The organism is Lipingzhangella halophila (genome assembly GCF_014203805.1).
Classification (GTDB): Bacteria; Actinomycetota; Actinomycetes; order Streptosporangiales; family Streptosporangiaceae; genus Lipingzhangella; species Lipingzhangella halophila.
Window position 1 is genome coordinate 538,047 of the sequence record NZ_JACHJT010000002.1, and the last position, 22,558, is coordinate 560,604.

Below are 22,558 nucleotides of genomic sequence, written 5' to 3' on the forward strand. Positions count from 1 at the left end.
GGGCGCCGCCGGGGTTCTGGAAGGTCCGCAGGTGGGGCGCCCGCGAGTGGCGGAGCCGATTGGGCGCCACACCGGAGGTGCCCGAAGGTTCCCGGCCTCCAGGCGCCCGACCAGGCGAGCGCCAGCGAGCCCAGAAAACACTGCCTCGGACGGTCGTGGCACATGGGCACGGTCATTGAAGCGAGTTCTGGATCGCGGCGACGTCCTCGTTGGCCTGGCGCGCGGCCTCTGCCGCGCCGATCTGGCCGGTGGCCTGGGCGTTGACGGCTCGCGGGACGGGGAGCTCGCCGAGTGTGGCGCCGACGAGCTCGCCTTGTCCCTGGGGGATTCCCCAGCGGCCCATGCGCTCGGCTCCCTGGCGTAGCTGTTCGCCGGTCTGTTCGGAGAACACCTCCGAGAGCGGTTCTCGGTGGTCGATCCCGATTTCGCTGTTCTCCCACGCACGTTGGAACCGCTCGGGGTCGTCGGGGGTGCCGTTGCGGGTTGGGAACTTGCCTTCGGGGGCCATGCCGAACCAGTCCGGGTACCCGTCGTCGAACATGTGGGTCACGAACTTGCGCGCTGACCCGCTGTGCGCGGTCGTGGTGACGGCCCATGAGGTGACCTCCCCGAACTGCGCGGGCTCGTCGCTGTCCGGCCCCCGCATCGCGTTCACGACCCCGCTGTTCTCCGCCAGCCACCGCGGGTCGTCCGCGCACTCGGGGCAGCTTGGCAGTGCGTCCTGCCGCAGGCCCGCCAGTTCGTCGAGGAGGAAGGACGACCAGACGATCATGGCCGACCGCCCCGAGAAGTACGTGGCGCGTGTGCTGTCGACGGTCTGGGCGCCGCTGGCCGCGTAGTCGGTGGTGAGGTCGCCGTAGAAGGAGAACGCGCGCCGGCATTCGGGGCTGTCCAGGCTGACCTCCCCTGACTCGCCGACGAGCTCGCACCCGTTGGCCAGCGCGAGGTACTCGAAGCTCTGCTGGGTGAAGGCGTCTCCGGGATCGGTCGCCAGCGAGATCCCGTTCAGTTCGGATCCGTGCAGCGTCCGCGCCGCCTCCTCGATGTGGTCGTAGGTGGTGGGCGCGGGCAGTCCGGCTTCCTCGAACAGGTCCGTGCGGTACACCAGCAACTGGGTCCAGGCGTCGGAGGGCACCGCGAGCTGGTCGCCGCCGTCACTGGTGAGGTCCAGGGCGCGTTCGCTGAAGGTGGCCGGGTCCAGGTCGTCGACGACCCGGCCGGCGGTCTTGCTGTCCAGGAGGTCGTTGGAGGCCATCTGCCGGACCGAGCCGAGGGGGACCGCCCCGATCACGTCGGGAAGCTGCCCGGCGGCGGCCGCGGACATGATCATCTGGCTGAGGTCGTTCTCCTCAACCGCGACGAGCTCCACTCTGATCCCGGTCTCCGCGGTGAACTCGTCGGCGATCTCCTGGGTGACCGCCATCCGCTCGGTGAGGTTCTCCAGACTCCACACGGTGATGGTGGACCCGTCTCTCTCCGGGGCCGAGCAGGAAGCGAGGACGGGCACAGCAGCGGCCACGATCACGGCGAGCGCTTTCACCCGGTCTGCTGTCCGGCGCATCAGCTCCCCTTTGCGGCAGTCATCGGTAGACGGACCAGCGGCCGGGGGGTGTGGGGCGCGCCACACCCCCATCGACCGTGGAGGTATACAACCACGACTTTTGTATTCTTACAAGACTTAAGTTCGGAAAAATGTACGCTAAACTGCCGAACTAACGCCTGACGGACACGCATTGTGTCGGGGACGCCGCCTATCTCGGGGGAGCCCGTGGAACGAGTCGTCCAGTTCACCGGACCGCGCCAGGTCGAGGTCGCCGACTGCGAACGCGCCGCACTGCCAGCCGGGCACCTGCGCGTACGCACCCGGTACTCGGGGATCTCGGCCGGGACCGAACTCACCGCCTACCGCGGGACGAACCCCTACCTCACCCGGACGTGGGACCCGGAGTCGCGGTTGTTCCACGAGGGCGACCCCGGCATGCGCTACCCCGTCGCCGGCTGGGGCTACTCCGAGGCCGGCGAGGTCGTGGAGGTCGCCGCGGACGTGGCCGGCACGCCGGGCGTGCCCGAGGTCGGCGACCAGGTGTGGGGCATCTGGGGCCACCGCAGCGAGGGCATCGTCCCGGCCGAGCGGCTGACCGGCCACCAGCTCCCCGACGGGCTCGACCCCCTATCGGGCTCCTTCGCCCGCGTCGGCGCGATCGCGCTCAACGCCACCCTCGCCGCCGGCATCCACCTGGGCGAGCAGGTCGCCGTCTTCGGCCAGGGCGTCATCGGGCTGCTCGCCACCCGGCTGGCCGGGCTCAGCGGCGCCACCGTGACCGGGGTCGACACGCTGGACGTACGACTCGACGCGGCGGCCCGCTTCGGCGCGGCCGCCACACTCAACCCCCGCACCCGCGACGTCGCCGAGCGCGTCCGCGAACTCACCGGCGGCGCCGGGGCCGACTCCGCGATCGAGATCAGTGGCGCCTACCCCGCCCTGCACGAGGCGCTCCGCTGCGTCGCGGTGGGCGGCCGGGTCGTCGCCGCCGGCTTCTACCAGGACGAGGGGGTGGGCCTGCGGCTCGGCGAGGAGTTCCACCACAACCGGGTGGAGCTGGTGTGCTCGCAGATCGGCGGCGTGCCGCCGGCGCTGGCCGGGCGTTGGACCGTCGAACGCCTCCAACGGACCTTCCTCGACCTCGTCGCCGCCGGCCGGGTCGACACCGGCTCCCTGGTGAGCCACCGCGTCCCGGTCACCGAGGCTGAGAGCGCCTACCGGCTGCTCGACGAGCGGCCCGCCGACGCCCTGCAGATCGTTCTGGAGTTCTGAACCGATGACCCATCCCCGCCCCCTCCGCGTCTCCTGCCAGGAGCAGTTGCTGCCCGGCGAGACACTGCAGCAGAAGTGGGAGTTCGCCACCAGCGCCGGCTACGACGGGATCGAGCTGCGCGGCCGCGCCGACCTCGCGTTCCGCGGGCGGCTGCCCGAGCTGCGCGCCGCCCGCCGCGACGGTGTCGAGATGCCCACTGTGTGCGTCGACATGCCGCACTTCTTCGGCGCCTTCGACGCCGACCTGCGCCGTGACGCCATCGAGCAGATGAAGTCCCAGCTCAGCGTCATCGCCGAGATCGGCGGCACCGCGGCGCAGACACCCGCCTCCTACGGGATGTTCTCCCGGCGCCTGCCCCCGTTCGAGCCGCCCCGCAGCGAGGAAGAGGACCGCCAGGTCCTCCTTGCCGGGCTGGCCGAGCTGGGCGCGCACGCCGCCGCCGAGGGCGTCACCCTGCTCCTCGAACCGCTCAACCGCTACGAGGACCACATGGTCAACCGGCTCGACCAGGCGGCCGAGCTGATCCGCGCGGCCGGGTCCGACGCGGTGCGCATCGGCATCGACAGCTACCACATGAACATCGAGGAAGCCGACCCCGCGGCCTCGGTGCTCGCGGCCGGGCCCCTCATCGGGCACGTCCAGGTGAGCGACTCCAACCGGCTGCAGCCCGGCGCGGGGCACATCGACTGGGCCGCGTTCCTGTCCGCCCTGGACACCATCGGCTACGGCGGTCAGCTCGCCGTGGAGTGCCGCCTCAGCGGCGAGCCGCGGGCCGCGGTCGCCTCGATCCCCTCCTTCCTGCGGACGGCCGCCGCATGACCGCCAGCAGCACACACCCCGCCCTCTCCCGCAGCGGCGCGCCCGCCGACCCCGCCGAGCTGCGCCGGGCCGCGACCGCCGTGCTCCTGCGCAACTGGACCGGGCGATCGACCGTGCCCTCCCGCGGCCTGTATCCGCACCAGTGGAGCTGGGACTCCGCGTTCATCACGCTGGGGCTGCGGCACGTCTCAGCGCGCCGGGCGCAGCAGGAGCTGGAGTCCCTGCTCGGCGCGCAGTGGGCGGACGGACGTCTGCCGCACATCGTGTTCGACCCGGCGACGCCGTCCGGCGCCTACTTTCCCGGCCCCGAGTTCTGGGACGCGGGCGCCTCCGCCGCCGGGCCACCCGCCGGGGTGCGCACTTCGGGCATCATCCAGCCGCCGGTCCACGCGCTCGCGGCGTGGGAGACGCACCGCGCCAACCCGGCGGAGTCCGCGCGGCGCGGGTTCCTCTCGCGGGTGTACCCCCGGCTGGTCGCCTGGCACCGCTACCTCGGCGAACGGCGCGACCTCGGCGGGCGCGGGCTGGCCGCGATCGTGCATCCCTGGGAGTCGGGCATGGACAACAGCCCGGTCTGGGACGGCCCCCTGGACCGCGTCACCCCGTGGTCGCCCGGCAGTTTCCAGCGCCGCGACCTCGACCACGCGGCCAGCGGAGACCGGCCAACGGACCTCGACTACGGCCGCTACCTGCGCCTGGCCGCCGACTACCGCGACCACGGCTACGACGACACGGCGCCGCACACCTTCGCGGCCGAGGATCCGGCGCTGAACGCGTTGCTGATCCTTTCGGAGCACGCCCTGGCCGGGATCGCCGGGGCGCTGGGCCTGCCCGCCGAGCGGCATGAGACGCGCGCGGCCGCGCTCACCCGGGCGCTCGTCGACACGCTCTACGACCCGGACATGGGGCACTTCCTGGCCCGGGACCTGGTCGACGGCGAGCGGATCCGCGAGTGCTCCGCAGCGGGGCTCGTCCCACTGGCCGTGCCGCGGCTTCCGGTCGCCGGGGAGCTGCTGCGCACGGCCCGCGGCGAACGCTTCCGGCTCGGACACTCCCACCTGGTGCCCAGCTACGACCGCACGGGGCACGCCTTCGAGCCGGGCCGCTACTGGCGCGGGCCCGGGTGGTTCAATGTCTCGTGGGTGATCCACCGCGGGCTGCTGCGGCAGGGAGCCGCCGCCGACGCGGCCGCACTGCGCGAGCAGATCCGCACCTCGGCCGCGGAGACCGGCTTCGCCGAGTACGTGGACCCGCTCAACGGAGCGGGCCGGGGAGCGCGGGACTTCAGTTGGACGGCGGCCACCGTCCTCGACCTGCTGGCCCAGGAGAGCGCATGACCGGCGGTACCACGCTGGTCCATCAGGGCGTGTTCGCCGTGCTGGACGATGTGGGCGACATCCGCGGCACCAGCGGACGGTCCCCCGACGGGCTGTTCGTCCGCGACGCGCGCCACCTCAGCATGTGGCGGTTGCGGGTGGACGACGCCGACCTCGAAGTGCTCTCGCCCGGTCTTCTGATTCCCGAAGGCGCGCGCGGCCGCCCTCCCGGCTACGCCGTGTTCCGCGAGCAGGCGGTCGGATCCGGGGTCCTGGCCGAGCGGCTGCGGCTGGTCAACCACACGAGCGAACCCCGCACCGCGCGTGTGCGCTACCACGCCGCGGCGGACTTCGCCGACCAGTTCGAGCTGCGCGCCGACGACCGCGAATACGCCAAGCCCGGCGCGCACCGCTCCTGCGAGCCGACCCCGACCGGAGTCCGGTTCGACTACCACCGCGGCTCCTGGCACGCCGCGACCGTTCTGCACACCGACCCGGCCCCGCACGGGGTGACGGTCGTAGCCGATGGGGCGTCGCTCGACTGGACGCCGCGGGTCCCGGCGCACGGTTCCGCGGAGCTGACGCTCACCGTAGCCCTCCTACCGCCCCACGGGCCGGTCGCGGACCAGCCGGCACACCCGGCGGCCGTCGTCGCGCCCCGTACCGTCTCCGCGGGGATCGCCGCGGACACCGGCGCCTTCCTGGAGGCCGCCCGGCGCCCTGGCGCGCTCACCGGCCGCCCCGAGCTCGCTCGCGCGTGCGAGCAGGGCCTCGCGGACCTCGCCGACCTGCGCGTGCCGGCCGCCGGCCCTGACGGCGAGCCGGCGCTGGTGCCAGGAGCCGGGGTGCCGTGGTTCCTCACGCTGTTCGGCCGGGACTCGCTGCTGGCCGCGTACTTCGCGCTGCCCTACCAACCCGCTCCGGCCGCGGACACCCTCAGGGCGCTCGCGGCCACCCAAGGAGAAGGCCACGACGCGGCGCGGCTCGAAGAACCCGGCAAGATCGTGCACGAGGTCCGCCACGGCGAACTGAGCCACTTCGGCCAGGTGCCCTACGCCCGCTACTACGGCACGGTGGACGCCACCCCCCTCTTCCTCGTCCTGCTGCACGCCTACACCGAGCAGACCGGGGACACCGCGCTCGCGGAGCGGCTGGAAGCCCACGCCCGCGCCGCCGCTGGCTGGTTGTTCGCCAGCGGCGGGCTCGACGAGCACGGCTACCTGGTGTACTCCCCCGACCCTGCTGGCCTGGCCAACCAGTGCTGGAAAGACTCCGCGGACGCGATCTGCTTTGCCGACGGCACCCCGGCGGCGGGCCCGATCGCGGTGTGCGAGGCCCAGGGCTACGCTTACGACGCGCTGCGCCGGACCGCGCACCTGGCCGAGCGGGTCTGGGGCGACCGGGCGTACGCCCGCGACCTGGACGAGGCGGCCGCCTCCCTGCGGCACCGCTTCCTGGCGGACTTCCCATCCCCGGACCAGGACGGGTTCCCGGCACTCGCGCTGGACGGCGACCGCCAGCGGGCCGACGTGCTCGCCTCCAACGCGGGCCACCTGCTCTGGTCCGGGATCCTCGACGCGCGCGAGGGGGCGGCGGTGGGGCGCCGGCTCCTGGAACCGGACTTCTTCTCGGGCTGGGGAGTGCGCACCCTCGCCGCCGGCCAGCATCCCTACCACCCGCTCAGCTACCACCGCGGCAGTGTCTGGCCCCACGACAACGCGCTCATCGCCTTGGGCCTGGCCCGATACGGCCTGCGGGAGGAGCATGACCGGCTCACCTCCGGCCTCGTGCGGGCCGCGGCCCGGCACGGCTACCGCCTGCCGGAGCTGCTGGCCGGATACGGGCGGGACGAGCACCCCGAACCGGCGGGCTACCCGCACTCCTGCTCGCCCCAGGCGTGGTCCACCACCGCGCCGCTGGCGCTGCTGACCGCCGCGAGCGACCCGCAATGGGCGGCATAGCCCGGACAGGCATCCAGCTCAGAGCGGCGCGGGACCCGGTTTCGGGGTGGAGGCGGTATTTGCGTTGGTTCTCGCGGCGGTCTAGCGTTCCCGGCGGCCTCTGCCGCCTCCGGCAGAGGAGGACTCCCGCACCCCGACTGGATGAGCGGCGTTCGGTGCGCCGCCGGTATCGCGGCCCCCACGCGCTGTCGCAGACAGGGAAAGGACCAACGATGACTGCTGTGCGCGGTACGACCGTGGACGTCCCCACCCGGGACGGCACCGCCGACACCTACCTGGCCCATCCGGACGACGGCGCCGCCCACCCGGGTGTGCTGTTCTACATGGACGCCTTCGGACCGCGCCCGCACCTGCGGGGCATGGCGGACCGTCTCGCGGAGGCCGGGTACACCGTCCTGCTTCCGCACGTCTTCTACCGCGCCGGACGCGCACCGTTGTTCGAGCTGCCCGGGTTCATCGACACGGCGGAACGCCCGGAAGTCCTGGAGTAGTTCGTCCCGCATATGCAGGCGCTGACCCCCGAGCTGGCGATGCGCGACGCCGGGTCCTACCTGCGCTGGCTTTCCGACCACCCGCAGACCGCTGACGGACCGGTCGGCGTCACCGGGTACCGAGTAGCGTGCGAGAGTGCTCCGGTCTTATAGGCCGGAGGTGAATCGCATCCTTCGATTTGCCTCGTGCGTCGAACTCCTGTACGCTTATTACTGCCAGTGGCAAGAACCACGCCCCTGGTGACCGTCGCCGCCGGACGGGCGGAGACATTAAACGCCTGTGGAGGCCAGGTAAGACCACCACCCCCGGGTGGGGCACCAGCCAGCGAAGCAGGAACCAGCGGACGCCGCGAGGCGCACCGCGCCTACAGCCGCGAGGCTGTGGGAATCCTCGAGGTTCACCCCGAGGAGGGCGTCAAACGCAGGCCGACACCTCCGCCTACAACGCCGAGGCGGCCAAACGCCACTGGACCGCACTGCTCGACCTGTTCAACCGCATCCTCGCCCAGTGCTCCTGACCCGAGTACCCCGGGACCGAGCCCGGTCGCCGGTGTACTCGGCCTGCTGGGCATGCCCGACTCCCCATCGGTGCCCGAGCTGCGCGGTCCCGCTCACCAGCGGCACGGGTAGTCCGGCCGGCCGGGACGGCTGGGCACGTCCGGCCGCGGCTCCGGCCCAGCGGCTCCTGGCGGGGAACCTTCGCGGATTCTAGGGTTGCGGCATGGGTTCAACGCGAGTCTCGTCATTCGTCGCCGGAGTGCTGGTGGCCAACAGCGCCCCGCACCTGGCCACCGCCGTCACCGGCCGCCGCCACCTCACCCCGCTCGCCGGCCGGAACTCCGGTCCCGCTGTCAACGCCGTCTGGGGCGGAGTCAACCTGATAGGCGGGCTGGCGCTGCTCGCCCGGTCGCACCGCGGCGGCGGCCCGCACTGGGGCGGCGAACTGGTCGCTTTCGAGGCCGGCTGCCTCGCACTCGCCGCCTGGATGGCCGGCACGGAACGCGTCTTCCAGCCGAACTCCGCCCCCTGAGGGCTCCCCACCGGCCGGTGCCGAGGTGCCGCGGAGATCCGAAACGCGCCGATGTCCCGGGCCGATGCGGGTGACCGGGGACGCGGGCCCGTTGGGGCCGGCGACGCCCGGCTACCCGCGCTCCGCACGGGAGAGTGCCGCGGCCACCGGTCGCCGGAACCCATCCGGCTCCGGGATCCTTGCGTTTCGTAATGGGAGACGCTACTCTCCGAAACGGCTCTGTTGTCTCCGGTGGAGGTGGATTGGTGCGCATCTGAGGTCCGCGATCACCACGCGGTACGGCGTTCGCCGTTAGCCCGTCACGGTACTAGCCGGCGTTCCCGCCGCCCGTGACCCGCGTGGATGCGACCTCAGTGGACGACCCGTCCTTGCCCCCCGAAGAGCCAACCTCTCTTCCCGGGTTCGCCGTCGCGTGGTGCTCGCATACGTACGTCCCTGCCCATCGCGCCTGTGACTGCGAGAACCACCATGACCCATCCCATTACACCCAGTGCGTCCCTCACCTGCTCCGACCTGTCCTTCCAGTGGCCAGACGGCACTACCGTCTTCGACGGCCTCTCATGCGGCATCGGGCCGGGCCGCACCGGCCTCGTCGGCACCAACGGCAGCGGCAAGTCCACCCTGCTGCGCCTGCTGGCCGGCCAGCTACGGCCCGCCCGGGGGTCGGTGACCGTTGGCGGCGGACTCGGCTACCTGCCGCAGGATGCCCCACTCGACACGGCGCTGCGCGTCGACGAGGCGCTGGGCATCGCCGAACGGCGCGCGGCGCTGGGTGCCATCGAGGCCGGCGACGCCAGCGAGGCCCACTTCGAGACGATCGGCGATGACTGGGACGTCGAAGAGCGGGCGCTGGCGACGCTGGGCTCCCTCGGGCTCGGCGACGTCGGGCTCGACCGCCCCATGGGACAGATGTCCGGCGGGGAGACGGTCCTGCTGCGCCTGGCCGCGCTGCTGCTGGAGCGCCCCGATGTCCTGCTGCTCGACGAGCCGACCAACAACCTCGATGTGTTCGCGCGCCGCCGGCTCTACGACGCGGTTGACTCCTGGCGCACTGGTGCCCTGGTCGTGGTCAGCCACGACCGGGAGCTTCTGGAGCGCGTGGACCGCATCGCCGAACTGCGGTCCGGAGCGGTGAGCGTGTACGGCGGCGGCTGGTCCGCCTACGAGGAGGCGCTGGCCATCCAGCAGGAAGCCGCCGAGCGGTCGCTGCGCACCGCCGATGCGGACGTCCGCCGGCAGAAACGCGAACTGGAGGAGACCCAGACGAAGCTGGCGCGCCGCCAGCGGTTCGGCGCGAAGATGCAGGCCCAGAAACGGGTTCCGGGAGCCGTCTCCGGGCTGCGCAAGCGGGCCGCGCAGGAGTCGGCGGGCAAGCTCCGCGGAGTCCAGGAGGACGAGCTGCGCAAGGCGCGCGAGCAACGCGAGGAGGCCGCGGAGGCGGTTCGCGAGGACGCCGAGATCCGCGTCGACCTGCCGCACACCGCCGTCCCCGCGAACCGTACCGTTCTGCGTCTTGAGGAGCTTCGGCTCCCGTTCGGGGAGCTGCACGATGGCACCCTGCACGTGCGCGGTCCCGAGCGCATCGCCCTGGTCGGGGGCAACGGCGCCGGGAAGACCACACTGCTGCGCGTCCTCACCGGAGAGCTCGCACCGCTGTCCGGGGAGGCCGCCGTGTCCGTGCCGCTGCGGTTCCTGCCGCAGCGGCTGAACGTCCTGGACGAGGAGCTGAGCGTCGCGGCGAACGCGGCGCGCCTGGCGCCCGAGGCCACCGACCAGCACATCCGCGCCCAGCTCGCGCGGTTCCTGTTCAAGGGGGCACGCGCCGAACAGCTCGCGGGCACGCTTTCGGGCGGGGAGAGCTTCCGGGCGACCCTGGCGGCGACGGTGCTCGCCACGCCGGCCCCGCAACTACTCATGCTGGACGAACCGACCAACAACCTCGACCTCGCCAGCGTGCGGCAACTGACGAACGCGCTCGGCTCGTACCAGGGCGCGCTCCTGGTCGCCAGCCACGACGTGCGGTTCCTCGAATCGGTGGGGATCACCCGCTGGCTGTTCCTCGACCGAGACCTCCGGGAGACCACCGCCGAGGAGGTTCGCGACCTGCTCGGCGCCCCGGAGTCCGGGTGAGGGTGTGCGGCCTCCGCGGCTCACGCCACCCGCGGTGCGGCGGGGGCGGGGTCCGGCGCGGGGCTGTCCAGGGCACCGACGAGGCTGTCCAGGGACAGCCCCAGCGCCGCCCCCAGCGCGGCGATGGTGAAGAACGCCGGGGTGGGGATGCGCCCGGTCTCGATCTTGCGCAGGGTCTCCACGGAGACCCCCGCCTGCGCCGCGACGCTCGCCATGCTGCGCTCGCCGCGCGCAGCACGCAGCATCCGGCCCAACCGCTCACCACGGTCGCGCTCGTCATCGGTCAACGGGACTCGAACCATACCTGTGATACTAATACCGGTATAGTTATTGGTAAAGATGGGAGAACGGCATGGTTGAACTGAAGACCCCCGGCGAGATCGACGCGATGCGCGCCGCCGGCCGGATCGTGGCGCGGGCGCTCGCGGCCGTCCGCGAGCGCGCGGCCCCCGGTGTCCAGCTCCGGGAACTCGACGAGACCGCCGCCAAGGTCATCGCGGACGCCGGCGCGGAACCGCTGTTCCTCGGCTATCACCCGGACTGGGCGCCCATACCGTTCCCCGGAACCATCTGCGCCAGCGTCAACGACGCTGTCCTGCACGGCATCCCCACCGACCTGCGGCTCCGGGACGGCGACCTCGTCAGCGTCGACTGCGGGGCACGCCTGCACGGCTGGTGCGGCGACGCCGCGACCACCTTCGTGGTCGGAACCGCCGGGCCGGCCGACACCGCCCTGATCGAGGCGGGCGAACGGGCGCTGCGCGCCGGGATCAAGGCGGCGCGGCCGGGAAACACGATCGGCGACATCGCGGCGGCGATCGCCGGTGTCGCGCGCGGCGCCGGGTACGGGATCCTCGACGACCAGGGAGGGCACGGGATCGGGCACGAGATGCACGAGGCGCCGTACGTACCCAACGAAGGGCGGGCCGGACGCGGGATGAAGCTGCGGCCGGGTCTGGTGGTCGCGATTGAGCCCGTTCTCACCGGCGGGGACGACGCCGCGTGGACCGCACCCGATGGCTGGACCGTGCACGCCGCCGACGGCAGCCGCAGCACGCACTGCGAGCACACGGTCGCCGTCACCACGAGTGGCCCGCGTGTGCTCACCCTGCAGTAAGTCCTGCTGTGCACGATGCCCGCGCCTTTTCGGGCACCAAATTGGTCCATTGTACGGTTCGAACAAAACCGTCAGGCGGTACACTGGAGGTTGCGCGACTCGAACGCAACGGAGGCCGGGTGTCGGAGAACGACTGGTGGGTCACGGCCGGACTGACCTATGACCGGATACAGCGAGGGGTTGGGGACGCCAACACGGCGCCGGAGCTGATCGACTCGATGGCCGAGCTCGCCGATGTACACCGGCAGTCCGCCATCGCCTTCGGGGCGTCCCTGCACGCCCTGCTCGCCGGCGGAACCACCTGGACGGAGATAGCCGACCGCCTCGGTGCCGCCGATCAGGAGGAGGCCCGCGCCCTCGGCGCGGAGCCGATGCGGCTCGCCGAAGCAGCGCTGCGCTCGCGCCTGGGCGGATAGTCCGCGCTGGCCAGGTCGCCTCGCTGTCCGGGGCGGCAATGGCCTAAAGTACCCAGTGCACGCGGAACGGCATCGCGGGGTCTGCGACACGCCGCGCGAACCGCTGCGCGCCCGAGTACGCACCCGTCACGCGGAACGGTTTCGGTCGCGAGCGTGGCAGCTCCTGGATCGAGGCAGCGTGGAAAGGGAACCGAACGCAGTGACCGGGCCGGAGGGAGCGGGCGGCGTACGCAGTGTCCAGAGGGCGCTGGAGATCCTGAACCTGCTGGACGAGAACCACGCGGAACTGTCCATCCGGGAGATCGTCGAGGCCACGCAACTACCGAAGACGACTGTGTTGCGCCTGCTGCACACCCTTGAGCGCAATCAACTGCTCAGCGTCAGCGACGAGGGGCGCTACTGCGCCGGAGCCGGGTTGCTGCGCTGGAGCCGACTCGCGGAGCAGCGGTGGCGGCTGCCGGAGGACGGGCACGAGGTGCTGCGCGGCCTCGCCCGGGAACACCACGAGACGGTGCACGTCTACGTGCGCCAGGACCTCGATCGCGTGTGCATCGCGCAGGCCGAGGGAACGCGCACGCTCCGGCACGTGGTCCAGGTGGGCGACGCCCTGCCGCTGTGGGCGGGCGGCGTGGCCAAGGTACTGCTCACCGACGCCCCCGACGACCTCTTGGCGCGGGTCGCCCGCCGCTCCCCTTTCGGTGACTCGCACATGGCGACGTTGCGCACCTGGGTGGCGGACGCGAGCCGGAACGGGTACGCGGTCAGCCACGGCGAGCGTGAGGAAGGACTGTCCGCCGTGGCCGTACCGATCCACGACAAACTGGGCGGCGTGGGCGCGGCCCTGTCGTTCGGCGGCCCCACCTCGCGGTTCACCGACGAGCGGGTCCGAGTCTTCGTCTCGGCCCTGCAAGAAGCCGCCAGCCTACTCGGCGAGGCGCGCTGACCCCCGCCGGTCGCGAGTTCTCCCTCTTCACCGGCGCGTATTTCGCGGTTACGTGCCGGCGCGCAGTCGCCGCCGATGAAGGTGCCGTCCAGCGGTTAGCGGTACCGGCATCACACGGTTGCGCGCGCTCATCACCGATCTTGCCGGTTCCCTCCGGCGGTTGGGCCTCGTCGCGGCTTTCGCGCACTCGTGCCCTTGAAGTCCCCTCGTTGCTGCCCTACTCTCCCAAGTAGACCGTCAGTCGGTTTTTATTGGTCCATCTAGCGGACCAATTTACAACGAAGCCAGGGCCGGAGAGGGGAGCGGGATCAGATGAACGGGTCGCGCCGCACATTCGGGTCGCGGGTGCCGGCGTGAAGGCCGTACTGGTCACGCGCCCGGGGGAAACCGGCCTCCGTGACTCCTCTTCCGGCCCGGGTCCCCCGCGCACCACCAGCCACCGCTCGACAACCGCCAATGGAGCGCACCAATGGGCACCCGAACACGGGAACACCGCGAACCCGGACCGCACCACCTCGACGGCACCATCACTCTCAGCGCGCTGACCCTGCGCGGAACCCCTATGGCCGAGCGCCTGGATGCCGCCGCCGCGGCCGGGTTCAGCGGGGTCGGGCTGCGTCTCGACGACTACCGTGCGGCCCTCGCCGACGGGTGGACCGACTCCGATCTCCGTGCGCGCCTGAACCACCTCGGCCTGCGCGTCACCGAGGTCGAGTTCCTCACCACCTGGGGGGAAAGCCCCGAAGCCACCGAGGACGAGCGGACCGCGTTGCACATCGCCGCGACGTACGGTGCCGTGCGCGTGCACGCCGGACTGTTCGAGCGGTCCGCCGGCGCGGACCTCGCCGGCCGCCTCGCCCGCCTCGACCAGAGAGCCGGACGCGCCGGGGTGCGCGTCGCGCTGGAGTTCATGCCCTACAGCGCGATCCCGAGCCTGAGGGCGGCCCACGACCTGATCGAGCGTTCCCGGAGCGAGCACACCGACCTGCTGGTCGACGCCTGGCACTGGCATCGGGCCGGCACCAGCGCGGCCGACCTCGCCGGCATCCCGCCCCAGCGCGTCGCCGCCGTCCAACTCTGCGACTGCCTGCCCGACTCCCACATCGACCTGCGCCGCGAGGGGCGGCACCACCGCCTGCTGCCGGGGATGGGCAGCGTCGACCTGACCGGATTGCTGCGCGCCCTCCGCGACCACGGCGTTACCGCACCCATCGCGGTGGAAGTGCTCTCCGACAGCCTGGACGCTCTGCCGCCGCGCATCGCCGCCCAGCGGGCCTACGGCGCCGCGGCACGAGTCCTGGACCGGGCCTTTCCCGCACCGGGGTGAGCCCGCGCGGGCGGCGGGCACGGGGGAACGTCCCTTGCGGGCCCCGTCAGGCCAGTGCCGGACCGAGCGCGGCCGCGGTGGAGCACGCGGCCGCGGACGCCAGTAGTACCAGCCCAACGCGCAGCAGCAGGTACTTCCGGTAGGCGATCCGGCTCACCGCGCGCAACTGGTGCGTGACGGCGTCGAGGTCCGCCGCGCACGAACGCTCCAGGGACCAGTACAGCTCGTGCCGGTCCGCGCAGCGGACGACGTCAATGAACGAGGAAACCCCGGCGCCCTGATCCGCCCTCTTCGTGCCGAGCCGCGGGAACACCACCATCGCGAACAGGAGCATTGCGGCGCCGAAGGCGGCGCCGCCGCCCCACCAGAGCCCTTGCCACGGCTGCGCCAGCGCCGTTGGTGTCCACTTCTGTTCGAGCAGAGCGCTGAGGAACACGCTCACCACCACGCCGATGGCGGCCAGGAGAATGGCCGCCTTCTGGTCGGCGTGCACGACCTCCTTTCGCGCCTCGCCCAGCAGGGCCAGCGCGTGCTCCCTGGTGGGGTCCGCGGATCGCGGGCGGCGGCCGTCCCGGATCCGCGCCAGAAGTGCCCTGCGGTGGTCGGACCGCGCGCACTCCGAGCTCATTCGGCCCCGCTCTCGAAACGCGTTCCGGTCTCGGCGCGGAACGCGCGGCTGACCCGTTCGAAGCGGGCCTCCAGCACACTCGGGTGGTAGCGGGCCAGGCAGCGAACGATCGTGGCCATGTTGCCCACCAGGTCCGGGTCGGCGAACTCCACGGTCACGGAGTCGGGTTCCGCCTCCGGTGCCACGGGACGCACCGAGCCCAGCTCGCGCAGTACCGCCCTCGCCGGCGCGCTGTCGCTGTCGTGCGTGTCGGCGTGCCGCTGGCACTCGTGGTAGACGTCCTCCCACGCCCGCGCGTGCTCCACCACAGCGGTTCGGGCGCGGTCGCGCATCCGGCGCCGCCGCCTTTCGCGCCGCTGATGTCGCAGCGACCGCCACCACGCGGCGGCATCCAGCAACGGAGGCGGCGGGAAGTCCGGGGGCGCGCCGCCTCCGTCCCACGGCGCGCCCTGTTCCCGCCCAGCCCGCGCGGCGATACGGGCGTGCCGGAGCTGGGTGGGAAGAATGGCCAGCGCAACAACGCCCACCAGGAGCGCCCCGGCGAGCGCGGGCATGGCACCCGCCGGCGCGGCGACGGGTACGGCGGCCACCACCCAAAGCACGGCCCAGAGCATGATGCTGCCCAGTACCGCCAGGTACAGGAGGAGCGATGCGGTGAGTCGCACGCGGGACACGGGTGGCTCCTGATCCGCGGGTTCCTCGGGTTTCCCCGGCATGGGCGCGGGCGGGTGCGGTCGGGATGCGGCGAGCGCGGCGGCCACGGCGGCACCGGCCCCCAGGAGCGCGAGGACGAGCAGGATTCCGGGCACGTGCAGCACCGCCCGCCACAGCGGCGTTCCCTCGACCATCGGTCGCAGCAGGTCCGCCCCGGTCCACGAGAGCAGTACGCCCAACAGCAGCGTGAGCAACGGCGCGACGGCGCCCACCCGCCGGTCGTCCGGGGACGGGTTCGGCCGCCGCGGGGCCGCCTCCAGCCCGCGCCCATCCCCGGAGAAGCCGGGCATCGGGGTCGGCCGGGGAGACACGGGTACCGGCCGGTTCGGATTCCGGGCGCTCGGTTCGGGAGCGGTAACGGGAACGGGGGTGCGCAGGGTGTCCTCGAACGCGTCGAGCCGCGCGAGCGTCGCGGCATGGCTGCCGGCCAACCGCTTGGCCTGCCCGGCGAGGCGGTACCGGCTGCCGGCCGGCTCGCCGGAGTCGTGCTGGGTGTTCGGGGTGGCGGTGTCCGTGCCGGCGTTCACCGGACTGCTCCTTCCGTCGAAGCGGCGGCGCCGTCGCCTCCCGACGGCATGGTCGAGGCCCGGAGCTCCCGGATTATGGCGTCGAGCTCGGTCACGTGGCGGTCCGGGGAGTACTCCGCAAGCACCCGGCCGACCTCCCACAGCCCGGCGAGGTCCGGGGCCGGGGTGTCGACGTTCTCGAACACCCGGAAGTAGCGCTCCACCTCGCCCGGCGTCAGCCGCGCGGAGAACGGTTCCTCCGGCAGCACGTCGGTGGGCTTCGCTGTTGCCGGGGCCCGCGGCGACGTCATCCCGTGCCGGAAGCGCGCCGGAAGGTTGGCACTCTGCCAGGCCCGGACGACCTCGATGCGGGCGATCCCGAGCAGCTCGTCGCGGCGCGAGCGCAGGGTCGAGTGCGCCTGCCGGTGCCGGGACAACCACTCCTGCACTTCGTCGCAGCGCGCCTCGCACTCGCGCAGCGCCTGGTCATATACCTTCCGTGCGCGCCGTTGCGCCGCGGCGTAGGGGTTGTGCACCAGGGACTCCAGAAACACCGCGCCCACCGCGAAGGTCCCGAGCAGCGCCATGACCGCGAAGGGGGGAACCTGCAACACTCCTTCCGCGCGGTAGTAGGCGAGCATCAGGAACAGGTAGCCGATCCAGATCAACCCGCCCAGGCCGAACACGATCGGGACGAGGCCGGGCCGGCGGGCTACGTAGTCCGCCGCGGCGCGGCCCATTCGCCGGCGCAACGGCTCGGGGGCGTCCGCGTCCGCGGGGGCGTCCCTGAGGTGCCGTGTCGCGCGGAGCCGCATCGACCACTCGGACAGGGAACGCCCGAGCGCGTAGAGCAGGAACGCCAGAATGGGGCCGAGAAGCCAGCCGAGGTAGCCGCTCCAGTGCCCTTCGCGGATCTGCAGACTCTCCAGGCCCACCCGGTAGAGGAACCAGGACTCGATGGCGGCGATGGCGGCGATGGTCGTCCACACGAACCCCTGAAGCACGGGGTGGGTCTTCGTGCGTTCGTCCGGCGGGATCGACGCGTAGGCGTCGTCGAGGGAGTCGAGCTTGCGGCGGGCCTCGGTGATGGGGCGGCCCGTGGCACGCAGCCGCAGCGCGCGCAGTCCGCGTTCCACCGCCGAGTCGTTCCGCATGACGGCGTTGATCAGCGCGCCGAGCTCGCCGCCCCGGTTGACGATGACGCGGGTCGCGTTGATGGACCCGCTGAACTGCTGGGCCATCTCGTAGTTGTTGACGGTGTCGGGGGAGCCTTCGGGCGGGAAGTGCCCTCTCCCCGCGGTCATCTCGTGCTGCGGGCAGTTGCACCCGTCGTGGCAGGAAAGCGGGATGAAGCCGATTCCTGGTGGCGCCGGGAACTCCTCTGGTGCGTCGCCGCCGCTCCACGCGGACGCGGCGGAACCGCCGTGCGCGCCGGCCGCGTCGCCGGCCGGGTGCTCGCCGTTGGGATCGTCACCGGGAAACTCGGGCCGCTGGGGCATCTCTCCTCCTTTCGCGGGTGGTGCGGTCAGTCGGTGAACCCGATGACGACGCGGCGGTTGTCCTGCGCGCACTCGGCATCGGCAAGCTCGCCGTCCTTGTAGTCGTCCGCGCAGGCCAGGTCGCTCTCCCCCTTGCCTTCGACCGTGATGTCGGCGAAGCCCAGGGATTCCAGGTAGTCGGCGACCGCCTCGGCCCGCCGCTGGGAGAGCTTTTTGTTGTACTCGGCGGAGCCCTTGGAGTCCGTGTGCCCGGTGACGGCCACGCTCTGCTCGAACCCGCCCCCGCCCGCGTCGACCGCCTCGTCGAGCAGGTCGTTGGCCGAAGGGCGGAGCTTCGCGGAGTCGAAGGAGAACAGCAACTGCGAGGGCAGCTCCAGCTCGCTCCGGTCCGCGAGGTCAGCTTTTGGGACCATCACCTCGGTGTCCGCCACCTCTGGGGGATCGGCATCGACAGTCTCCGTGGGCGCGCGTTCCTCGCCCGGGGACGTCGCGCACTCCCCGGCCCCGTAGATCCCGCAGACCTCGGTCCAGACGTCCTGAACGGTGCCGCGCTGTGTCCGGTCAAAGCCGTGCTCGGGGCTGTTCTGCAGGAAGACCGTGACATTGACGCCGTCCAGCCCTTCCTTGGGCTCCTCACCGGAGGACGCGCAGTCCGCCACGATCTCGTCGCGCCCCAACCCTTCGTCGAAGTAGCGGTTCAGGTCCAGGCATCCCGTGTTCACCAGACCGTCGGTGAACACGTGCAGCCTGCGGACCGTGTCGGGATCGGGGGCCTTGGTGGAGCCCGTGAGCTTGCCGGCCCCGCTGGCGATGGCGCCGAGGACATCGCTGCCGTCGCTCGCGGCGGACGGCCGCGGCAGGTCCGCCAGCCGCTCACCCAAACAGTCGCGAACCCGCCCCAGGTCCTCGTGCTGCTGGCCGTCGGCGGTGCCGACGGCCTCGGCGATCCGCGTCCGGTCCAGCAGGTACTCGGGGGTGCTCTCGCCTCCGCTGAACCGGGCCACGGAGAGCAGCCGCTCCCCGCCCTGCCCGAAGACGTTCTCGTCCACGGCGAGCTCGCTGACGTCATCGGAGAAGTCCGGGAACTCCCCGCTGTCGCGCCACATCGAGGCGCTCACGTCGACCAGTACGACGGTTTCGGCGCTGACGTCCTCGTCGGGTCCGGTGTAGGTGGAGCCGAGCGCCTCGTCGCAGGAGAGGTCGCTGCTGACCTGTTCGGCTTCGGGGAAGCAGGCCGAAAGCGCCGTGAGTACCAGGCAGGCGGCCATGATGCGGGGACGGCGTCCGACGGGCGGGGGGTGTTCGGCAGGCACGGATTCTCTCCTTCGGGACGGAGGGGTTCTCCGTTGGTTCCGTTACTAGTCGTCGCCGGGTGCACGGATCCGGTAGAAGTACGGGGTCTTCTAGGTCCGGCCGCGTTGCGCGTCGTCGAGCTCCTGGACCGGGACGCCGAGGTGCTCCAGGACCCGGCGCAGGGCGGTGTCACTGGAGAAGGCGAACTCGAACAGGCCGGCGTCCTGCCGCTGGGCGGTCTGGATCATGTCGGCGAGGGTGTCCGTGAGCTGTTCGCCTTCGCGTGCACGCGCGTTGATCGCGTCTTCGAGGACCTTCGCGGGGCTCAGCTCGGGGTTCGACGCCAAGCTGAGCGCGTCGGCCGTGATCCATGTTGCGTTGCGCTCGTCGACGCGTCCCAACTGCTCCATGGCACCGATCAGCAGCGAGCGCCAGCGCTCCTGGCGCTCGGACAGCTCGTCGATGTGCTGCAGCTTGCGCTCGTGCCTGCCCACCTGGTCCATCCGGTGCAGCCAGGCTTCCTGCTGCTTGGCGCGGATCTCGTCGCAGACGTCCACCCATGCGTAGAGCTGAGCATCCACCAGGTCGTAGGGCGCGTCGACCACGGCGCGGTCGCGGCCGGGCCGGGCCTCCGGGCCGTGCACGGGCGGGTCGGGCCGCTTGGGCATCACAAAGTGGACCCGGGCGTGCTCGTCGGCGATGCTCTTTTCCAGCTCGGCCGCGCGGTGGGGCGCCAGGCCGCGGCCCAGCGGCCGGACCTGGCTCATCACCTCGGAGCGGATGACGGCCTTGCGGTTCTCGATGAACCGGTTGATCTCCTGCTGCATCTCGTCCCGGCGCTCGGGATCGGAGTCTGTGACGGTGGCGCGCCACACGATCCGCACCCTCACGCTGAAGGTGAACGCGTCGTCCCTGGCGGGTGTCGCGAACGGGGGCAGGAGCGTGTCGGGGACCGCGAGCGTGATGGTGTCGGGGTCGCCGTGCTCGTCGGGCATCCAGCCCTCCCGCAGTGCCGGTTCCCGATCCGCGGGGGAGAACCAGGAACGGATGCGCTCCCAGAAGGTCGGGGCGCCGGGCGCGCGCCGATGCCCCGGCCGAATCCGGGCGAACCGGCCGGTGCGGGAGTCTCGTGGCTGGTCAGTCCGTGCCATCCTCGCCTCGTCTCCTCTCGTCAGAGCCGCTGGATCCGGTGCGGCGGTAGGCGGCTATGTGGTCGCGCACCTTCTCGTAGTTCTCGATCTGCTCCCGCAGGCCCGGTCCAGCGCGCCGCAGGTGATCCAGGATCCGGTTCATACGTCCGCGGAGTCCGGGGCTTCCCGTTTCGGGTGACCTGGCGACCCTGTCCCAGTCGTGCAGCACGTTCCACGCCCTGCGGCTAAGGTTCTTGTCCTCGCGCGTGGCCAGGGCGATCGCCCACAGCCGCGCGATCCCCCCGGTCAACTCCTCGATGTCGGGAGTGGCACTTCCAGAAGGAGGGCGGTCGCCAGGGGCGAGGTAGGGGGCATCGAGCCAGGCCAGAAGGTCGGGCTGGTCCCCGCGAGGGGCCGCCTCCCCGTAGCTGCGGTCGAGGGAGGAGATCCGCAACAACGCCTGCACCGCGGCCACCGTGGACACCGGCCCCTGGGTGGACGCCTGCGTGGTGAGCAGATGCACGGCCCGGTACCGCATTCCGGCGTCGTAGGCACCCTCCAGAGCCGCGGCCACGTAGTAGCTGGGGCTCCCCCAGCGCGTCATGGGGTCGAGATCGAGGCGCTGGAACGCGTCCTTGATGGCGGTGAACACGCGGTCGGGCTCGCTCTGGGCGATCCGGGTACCAAAGGCCAGCACCGCCGTGTGCCGCGGAGCCTGGTCGCGGTCACGCATCCATCGTTCGAGCAGCTCAAGTGCCCTGGTGCGCTGCACACCACCCACGACCAGGTGCTCCATAACCCAGGCGACCACCGTGGGGCAGTGCCGTACGCGCCACGCCTCCCGCTGCCGCTCCGACGGGCTCTGGGCCTCCTTGGCGAACGGTGAGGACAGCCGCGCCCACGGGTCGAGCACCTCCGTGGCGATCTGCTCGAAGTCGTGCTGGGCCAGCCGGCTCAGGGCGAGGTCGACGCCGATCTGCACGTTCAGGGCATCGTCCCCGAACTCTTTTGGGGACTTCTCGCACAGGTGGACGAGCCACTCCCGCAGGGGGCGCCGCGCCGCCTCGTACTCCTGCCAGACCACGTCGATGAGCACGTTGCGCAGGGGTGGCTGCCGCAGGGTGACGATGGTGTCCACCGCGCCGTCAGCGTCCGAACCGGCATCGCCCTGCTGGGTCTCGATATGGCCCTGCTGGGTCTCGACGTGCCGGAGCCGGCGCGCCAGGGGGCGCGCGAAGGTCTTGCGGCGCCACTTTCCGTCCGGCAGCTCCGCTTTCTGCAGCCGGGTGGCGAGGTTCTCGGCCGCGTCGATGACCGTGGCGAGCCGGCAACCGTCGAGGACCGCGCCGGCGATCACGTAGGCCTGGTCAACCGGGGAATGCGCGGCGGACCCGCCCCTGAGCAGCCCTTGGGCTTGGGCTCGCAGGCGCGCGATGCGTGCCCCGGCGACGCGCGCGTCCAGCTCGTCGGCGACGACGGCCGCGCCTCGCTCGGTCTCCTCGGCGAGGAGGTGTGCCAGGGTGGACGCGTCAGCGGGAGACTCGAAGGTCGCCCGCCACGACCGGACGCTGGGAATCGTCCCCACCTGCTCCAGGAGCCGCGGCACACGCCCGGCGGCAGCGGAGTCGACACCCGAGCGCGCGGGGGTGGTGATGTCGCGCGGGAGCAGGAACCACGCCAGGTTCCGTTCGAACACCGCGTGCTTGTCGGGCGGGTCGTGCTCAACGGCGTGCAGCCGCACCGCGCCGAGCTCGTCATCCTCGTCGACCAGGACGACCAGGTGGGCATCGTGCTCGCGCAGGGCTGACCGCAGCTTCGCGACGTCGGTCGTCGAGCACTCGCGGAGGGAGCCCATACCGGTGGCGTCGAGCAGGTAGCCGCTCGCCCCGCCGTCCACCCGCTCCGCGAGCGTCCCGAGCGGGGTCGAGGACTGGACCTGTCGGAGGGGGCGGTCTTTCGTGGGCGCGCCGACGTCGGCCAGGGCACACAGCGCCGCCGTGCGGCGCCCACTGTCCTGGCGTCCTTTGAGGAGGACGATCTGGTCGTCCGTCCGCAGCCGCCACGCCAGTTCGGTCTCGCCCTTCGTGGCGACACGCACGCAGAGCAGGGAATCCACCTCGTCCGGGCCGAATGGCGCGTCGGACGGCCCATCGCCAGTGGATGGCGCGGTGAGATAGACGGAGTTGGTGATCCGGTAGTTGTCCCCGAGCGTGACGCTGCCGCTTGTGGTGCTCACCGAGCCCTTGATCAGGCGCTCGGCGCGGATGTCCCGGATACGTTCGGTCGCGTTGGCCCCGTAGTCGGCGTCGTACCACTCCTCCCGCTCGCGCCGTTCTCTGGAATCCCGCACAGCGTGTGGCTGCTGCTGGGGTGGCTGGTCTCCGTGGGACGCGTCGCGGCCGCCGTCCCCATTCTCATTGGG

The 22,558-nt window shown here is 71.9% G+C and carries 19 protein-coding genes; 11 read left to right on the forward strand and 8 right to left on the reverse strand.

The features are described from left to right. Positions 1-172: 172 nt before the first annotated feature. Positions 173-1,561: an ABC transporter substrate-binding protein gene (locus tag F4561_RS29445; RefSeq protein WP_184584966.1), complete on the reverse strand. Its 1,389-nt coding sequence runs from the start codon at positions 1,559-1,561 to the stop codon at positions 173-175. A gap of 207 nt (positions 1,562-1,768) precedes the next feature. On the opposite strand from F4561_RS29445, the gene F4561_RS29450 reads away from it, so the two are divergent. The 7 genes from F4561_RS29450 to F4561_RS29480 all read left to right on the forward strand — a co-directional run bounded on the left by F4561_RS29450 (position 1,769) and on the right by F4561_RS29480 (position 10,563). Further along, positions 1,769-2,815: a zinc-dependent alcohol dehydrogenase gene (locus F4561_RS29450; RefSeq protein WP_184584967.1), complete on the forward strand. Its 1,047-nt coding sequence runs from the start codon at positions 1,769-1,771 to the stop codon at positions 2,813-2,815. Between the two features lie 4 nt (positions 2,816-2,819). Next, positions 2,820-3,635: a sugar phosphate isomerase/epimerase family protein gene (locus tag F4561_RS29455; RefSeq protein ID WP_184584968.1), complete on the forward strand. Its 816-nt coding sequence runs from the start codon at positions 2,820-2,822 to the stop codon at positions 3,633-3,635. After that, positions 3,632-4,972, forward strand: a complete 1,341-nt coding sequence (locus F4561_RS29460) for an MGH1-like glycoside hydrolase domain-containing protein (protein WP_184584969.1) — start codon at positions 3,632-3,634, stop codon at positions 4,970-4,972. Before F4561_RS29455 ends, F4561_RS29460 begins: the two co-directional genes overlap by 4 nt. Next, positions 4,969-6,912 carry an amylo-alpha-1,6-glucosidase gene (locus F4561_RS29465; RefSeq protein ID WP_184584970.1) on the forward strand — a complete coding sequence of 648 codons (1,944 nt, stop codon included), beginning with the start codon at positions 4,969-4,971 and terminating at the stop codon, positions 6,910-6,912. The genes F4561_RS29460 and F4561_RS29465 overlap by 4 nt, the downstream gene beginning before the upstream one ends. A gap of 212 nt (positions 6,913-7,124) precedes the next feature. Then, positions 7,125-7,403, forward strand: coding sequence for a dienelactone hydrolase family protein (locus F4561_RS32165; RefSeq protein WP_221446380.1), 279 nt, complete (start codon positions 7,125-7,127; stop codon positions 7,401-7,403). Between the two features lie 721 nt (positions 7,404-8,124). After that, complete coding sequence (locus tag F4561_RS29475) at positions 8,125-8,433, forward strand: hypothetical protein (protein ID WP_184584971.1); 309 nt, start codon at positions 8,125-8,127, stop codon at positions 8,431-8,433. Positions 8,434-8,901: 468 nt separating this feature from the next. Then, positions 8,902-10,563, forward strand: coding sequence for an ABC-F family ATP-binding cassette domain-containing protein (locus F4561_RS29480; protein ID WP_184584972.1), 1,662 nt, complete (start codon positions 8,902-8,904; stop codon positions 10,561-10,563). A 20-nt stretch (positions 10,564-10,583) separates the two neighbouring features. Here the strand turns inward: F4561_RS29480 and F4561_RS29485 are convergent, their stop codons facing one another. Beyond that, positions 10,584-10,865: a helix-turn-helix domain-containing protein gene (locus tag F4561_RS29485; RefSeq protein ID WP_184584973.1), complete on the reverse strand. Its 282-nt coding sequence runs from the start codon at positions 10,863-10,865 to the stop codon at positions 10,584-10,586. Positions 10,866-10,915: 50 nt separating this feature from the next. On the opposite strand from F4561_RS29485, the gene map reads away from it, so the two are divergent. The 4 genes from map (at position 10,916) to F4561_RS29505 (ending at position 14,366) form a co-directional block, all read left to right on the forward strand. Beyond that, positions 10,916-11,680: a type I methionyl aminopeptidase gene (gene map, locus F4561_RS29490; protein ID WP_184584974.1), complete on the forward strand. Its 765-nt coding sequence runs from the start codon at positions 10,916-10,918 to the stop codon at positions 11,678-11,680. Positions 11,681-11,799: 119 nt separating this feature from the next. Further along, positions 11,800-12,096: a hypothetical protein gene (locus tag F4561_RS29495; protein ID WP_184584975.1), complete on the forward strand. Its 297-nt coding sequence runs from the start codon at positions 11,800-11,802 to the stop codon at positions 12,094-12,096. A 199-nt stretch (positions 12,097-12,295) separates the two neighbouring features. Then, positions 12,296-13,039 carry an IclR family transcriptional regulator gene (locus F4561_RS29500; protein ID WP_312885705.1) on the forward strand — a complete coding sequence of 248 codons (744 nt, stop codon included), beginning with the start codon at positions 12,296-12,298 and terminating at the stop codon, positions 13,037-13,039. 469 nt (positions 13,040-13,508) lie between these two features. After that, a complete protein-coding gene (locus tag F4561_RS29505; RefSeq protein ID WP_184584977.1) occupies positions 13,509-14,366 on the forward strand; it encodes a sugar phosphate isomerase/epimerase family protein in 858 nt (285 codons plus the stop codon). Positions 14,367-14,412: 46 nt separating this feature from the next. Here F4561_RS29505 and F4561_RS29510 read toward each other — a convergent pair whose 3' ends face one another. The 6 genes from F4561_RS29510 to F4561_RS29535 form a co-directional block, all read right to left on the reverse strand. Then, a complete protein-coding gene (locus tag F4561_RS29510) occupies positions 14,413-14,994 on the reverse strand; it encodes a Pycsar system effector family protein (protein ID WP_184584978.1) in 582 nt (193 codons plus the stop codon). Continuing rightward, the gene (locus tag F4561_RS29515; protein WP_184584979.1) at positions 14,991-16,235 is read right to left on the reverse strand and encodes a hypothetical protein; all 1,245 of its coding nucleotides are present in this window, start codon (positions 16,233-16,235) and stop codon (positions 14,991-14,993) included. The genes F4561_RS29510 and F4561_RS29515 overlap by 4 nt, the downstream gene beginning before the upstream one ends. Continuing rightward, the gene (locus tag F4561_RS29520; protein WP_184584980.1) at positions 16,232-17,713 is read right to left on the reverse strand and encodes a hypothetical protein; all 1,482 of its coding nucleotides are present in this window, start codon (positions 17,711-17,713) and stop codon (positions 16,232-16,234) included. The genes F4561_RS29515 and F4561_RS29520 overlap by 4 nt, the downstream gene beginning before the upstream one ends. A gap of 26 nt (positions 17,714-17,739) precedes the next feature. Next, positions 17,740-19,026, reverse strand: coding sequence for an OmpA family protein (locus F4561_RS33860; protein WP_221446381.1), 1,287 nt, complete (start codon positions 19,024-19,026; stop codon positions 17,740-17,742). 90 nt (positions 19,027-19,116) lie between these two features. Next, on the reverse strand, positions 19,117-20,157 hold the full coding sequence (locus F4561_RS29530) for a hypothetical protein (RefSeq protein ID WP_184584981.1): 1,041 nt from the start codon (positions 20,155-20,157) through the stop codon (positions 19,117-19,119). After that, positions 20,144-22,486, reverse strand: a complete 2,343-nt coding sequence (locus tag F4561_RS29535; RefSeq protein ID WP_184584982.1) for a hypothetical protein — start codon at positions 22,484-22,486, stop codon at positions 20,144-20,146. Before F4561_RS29535 ends, F4561_RS29530 begins: the two co-directional genes overlap by 14 nt. Positions 22,487-22,558: the final 72 nt, after the last annotated feature.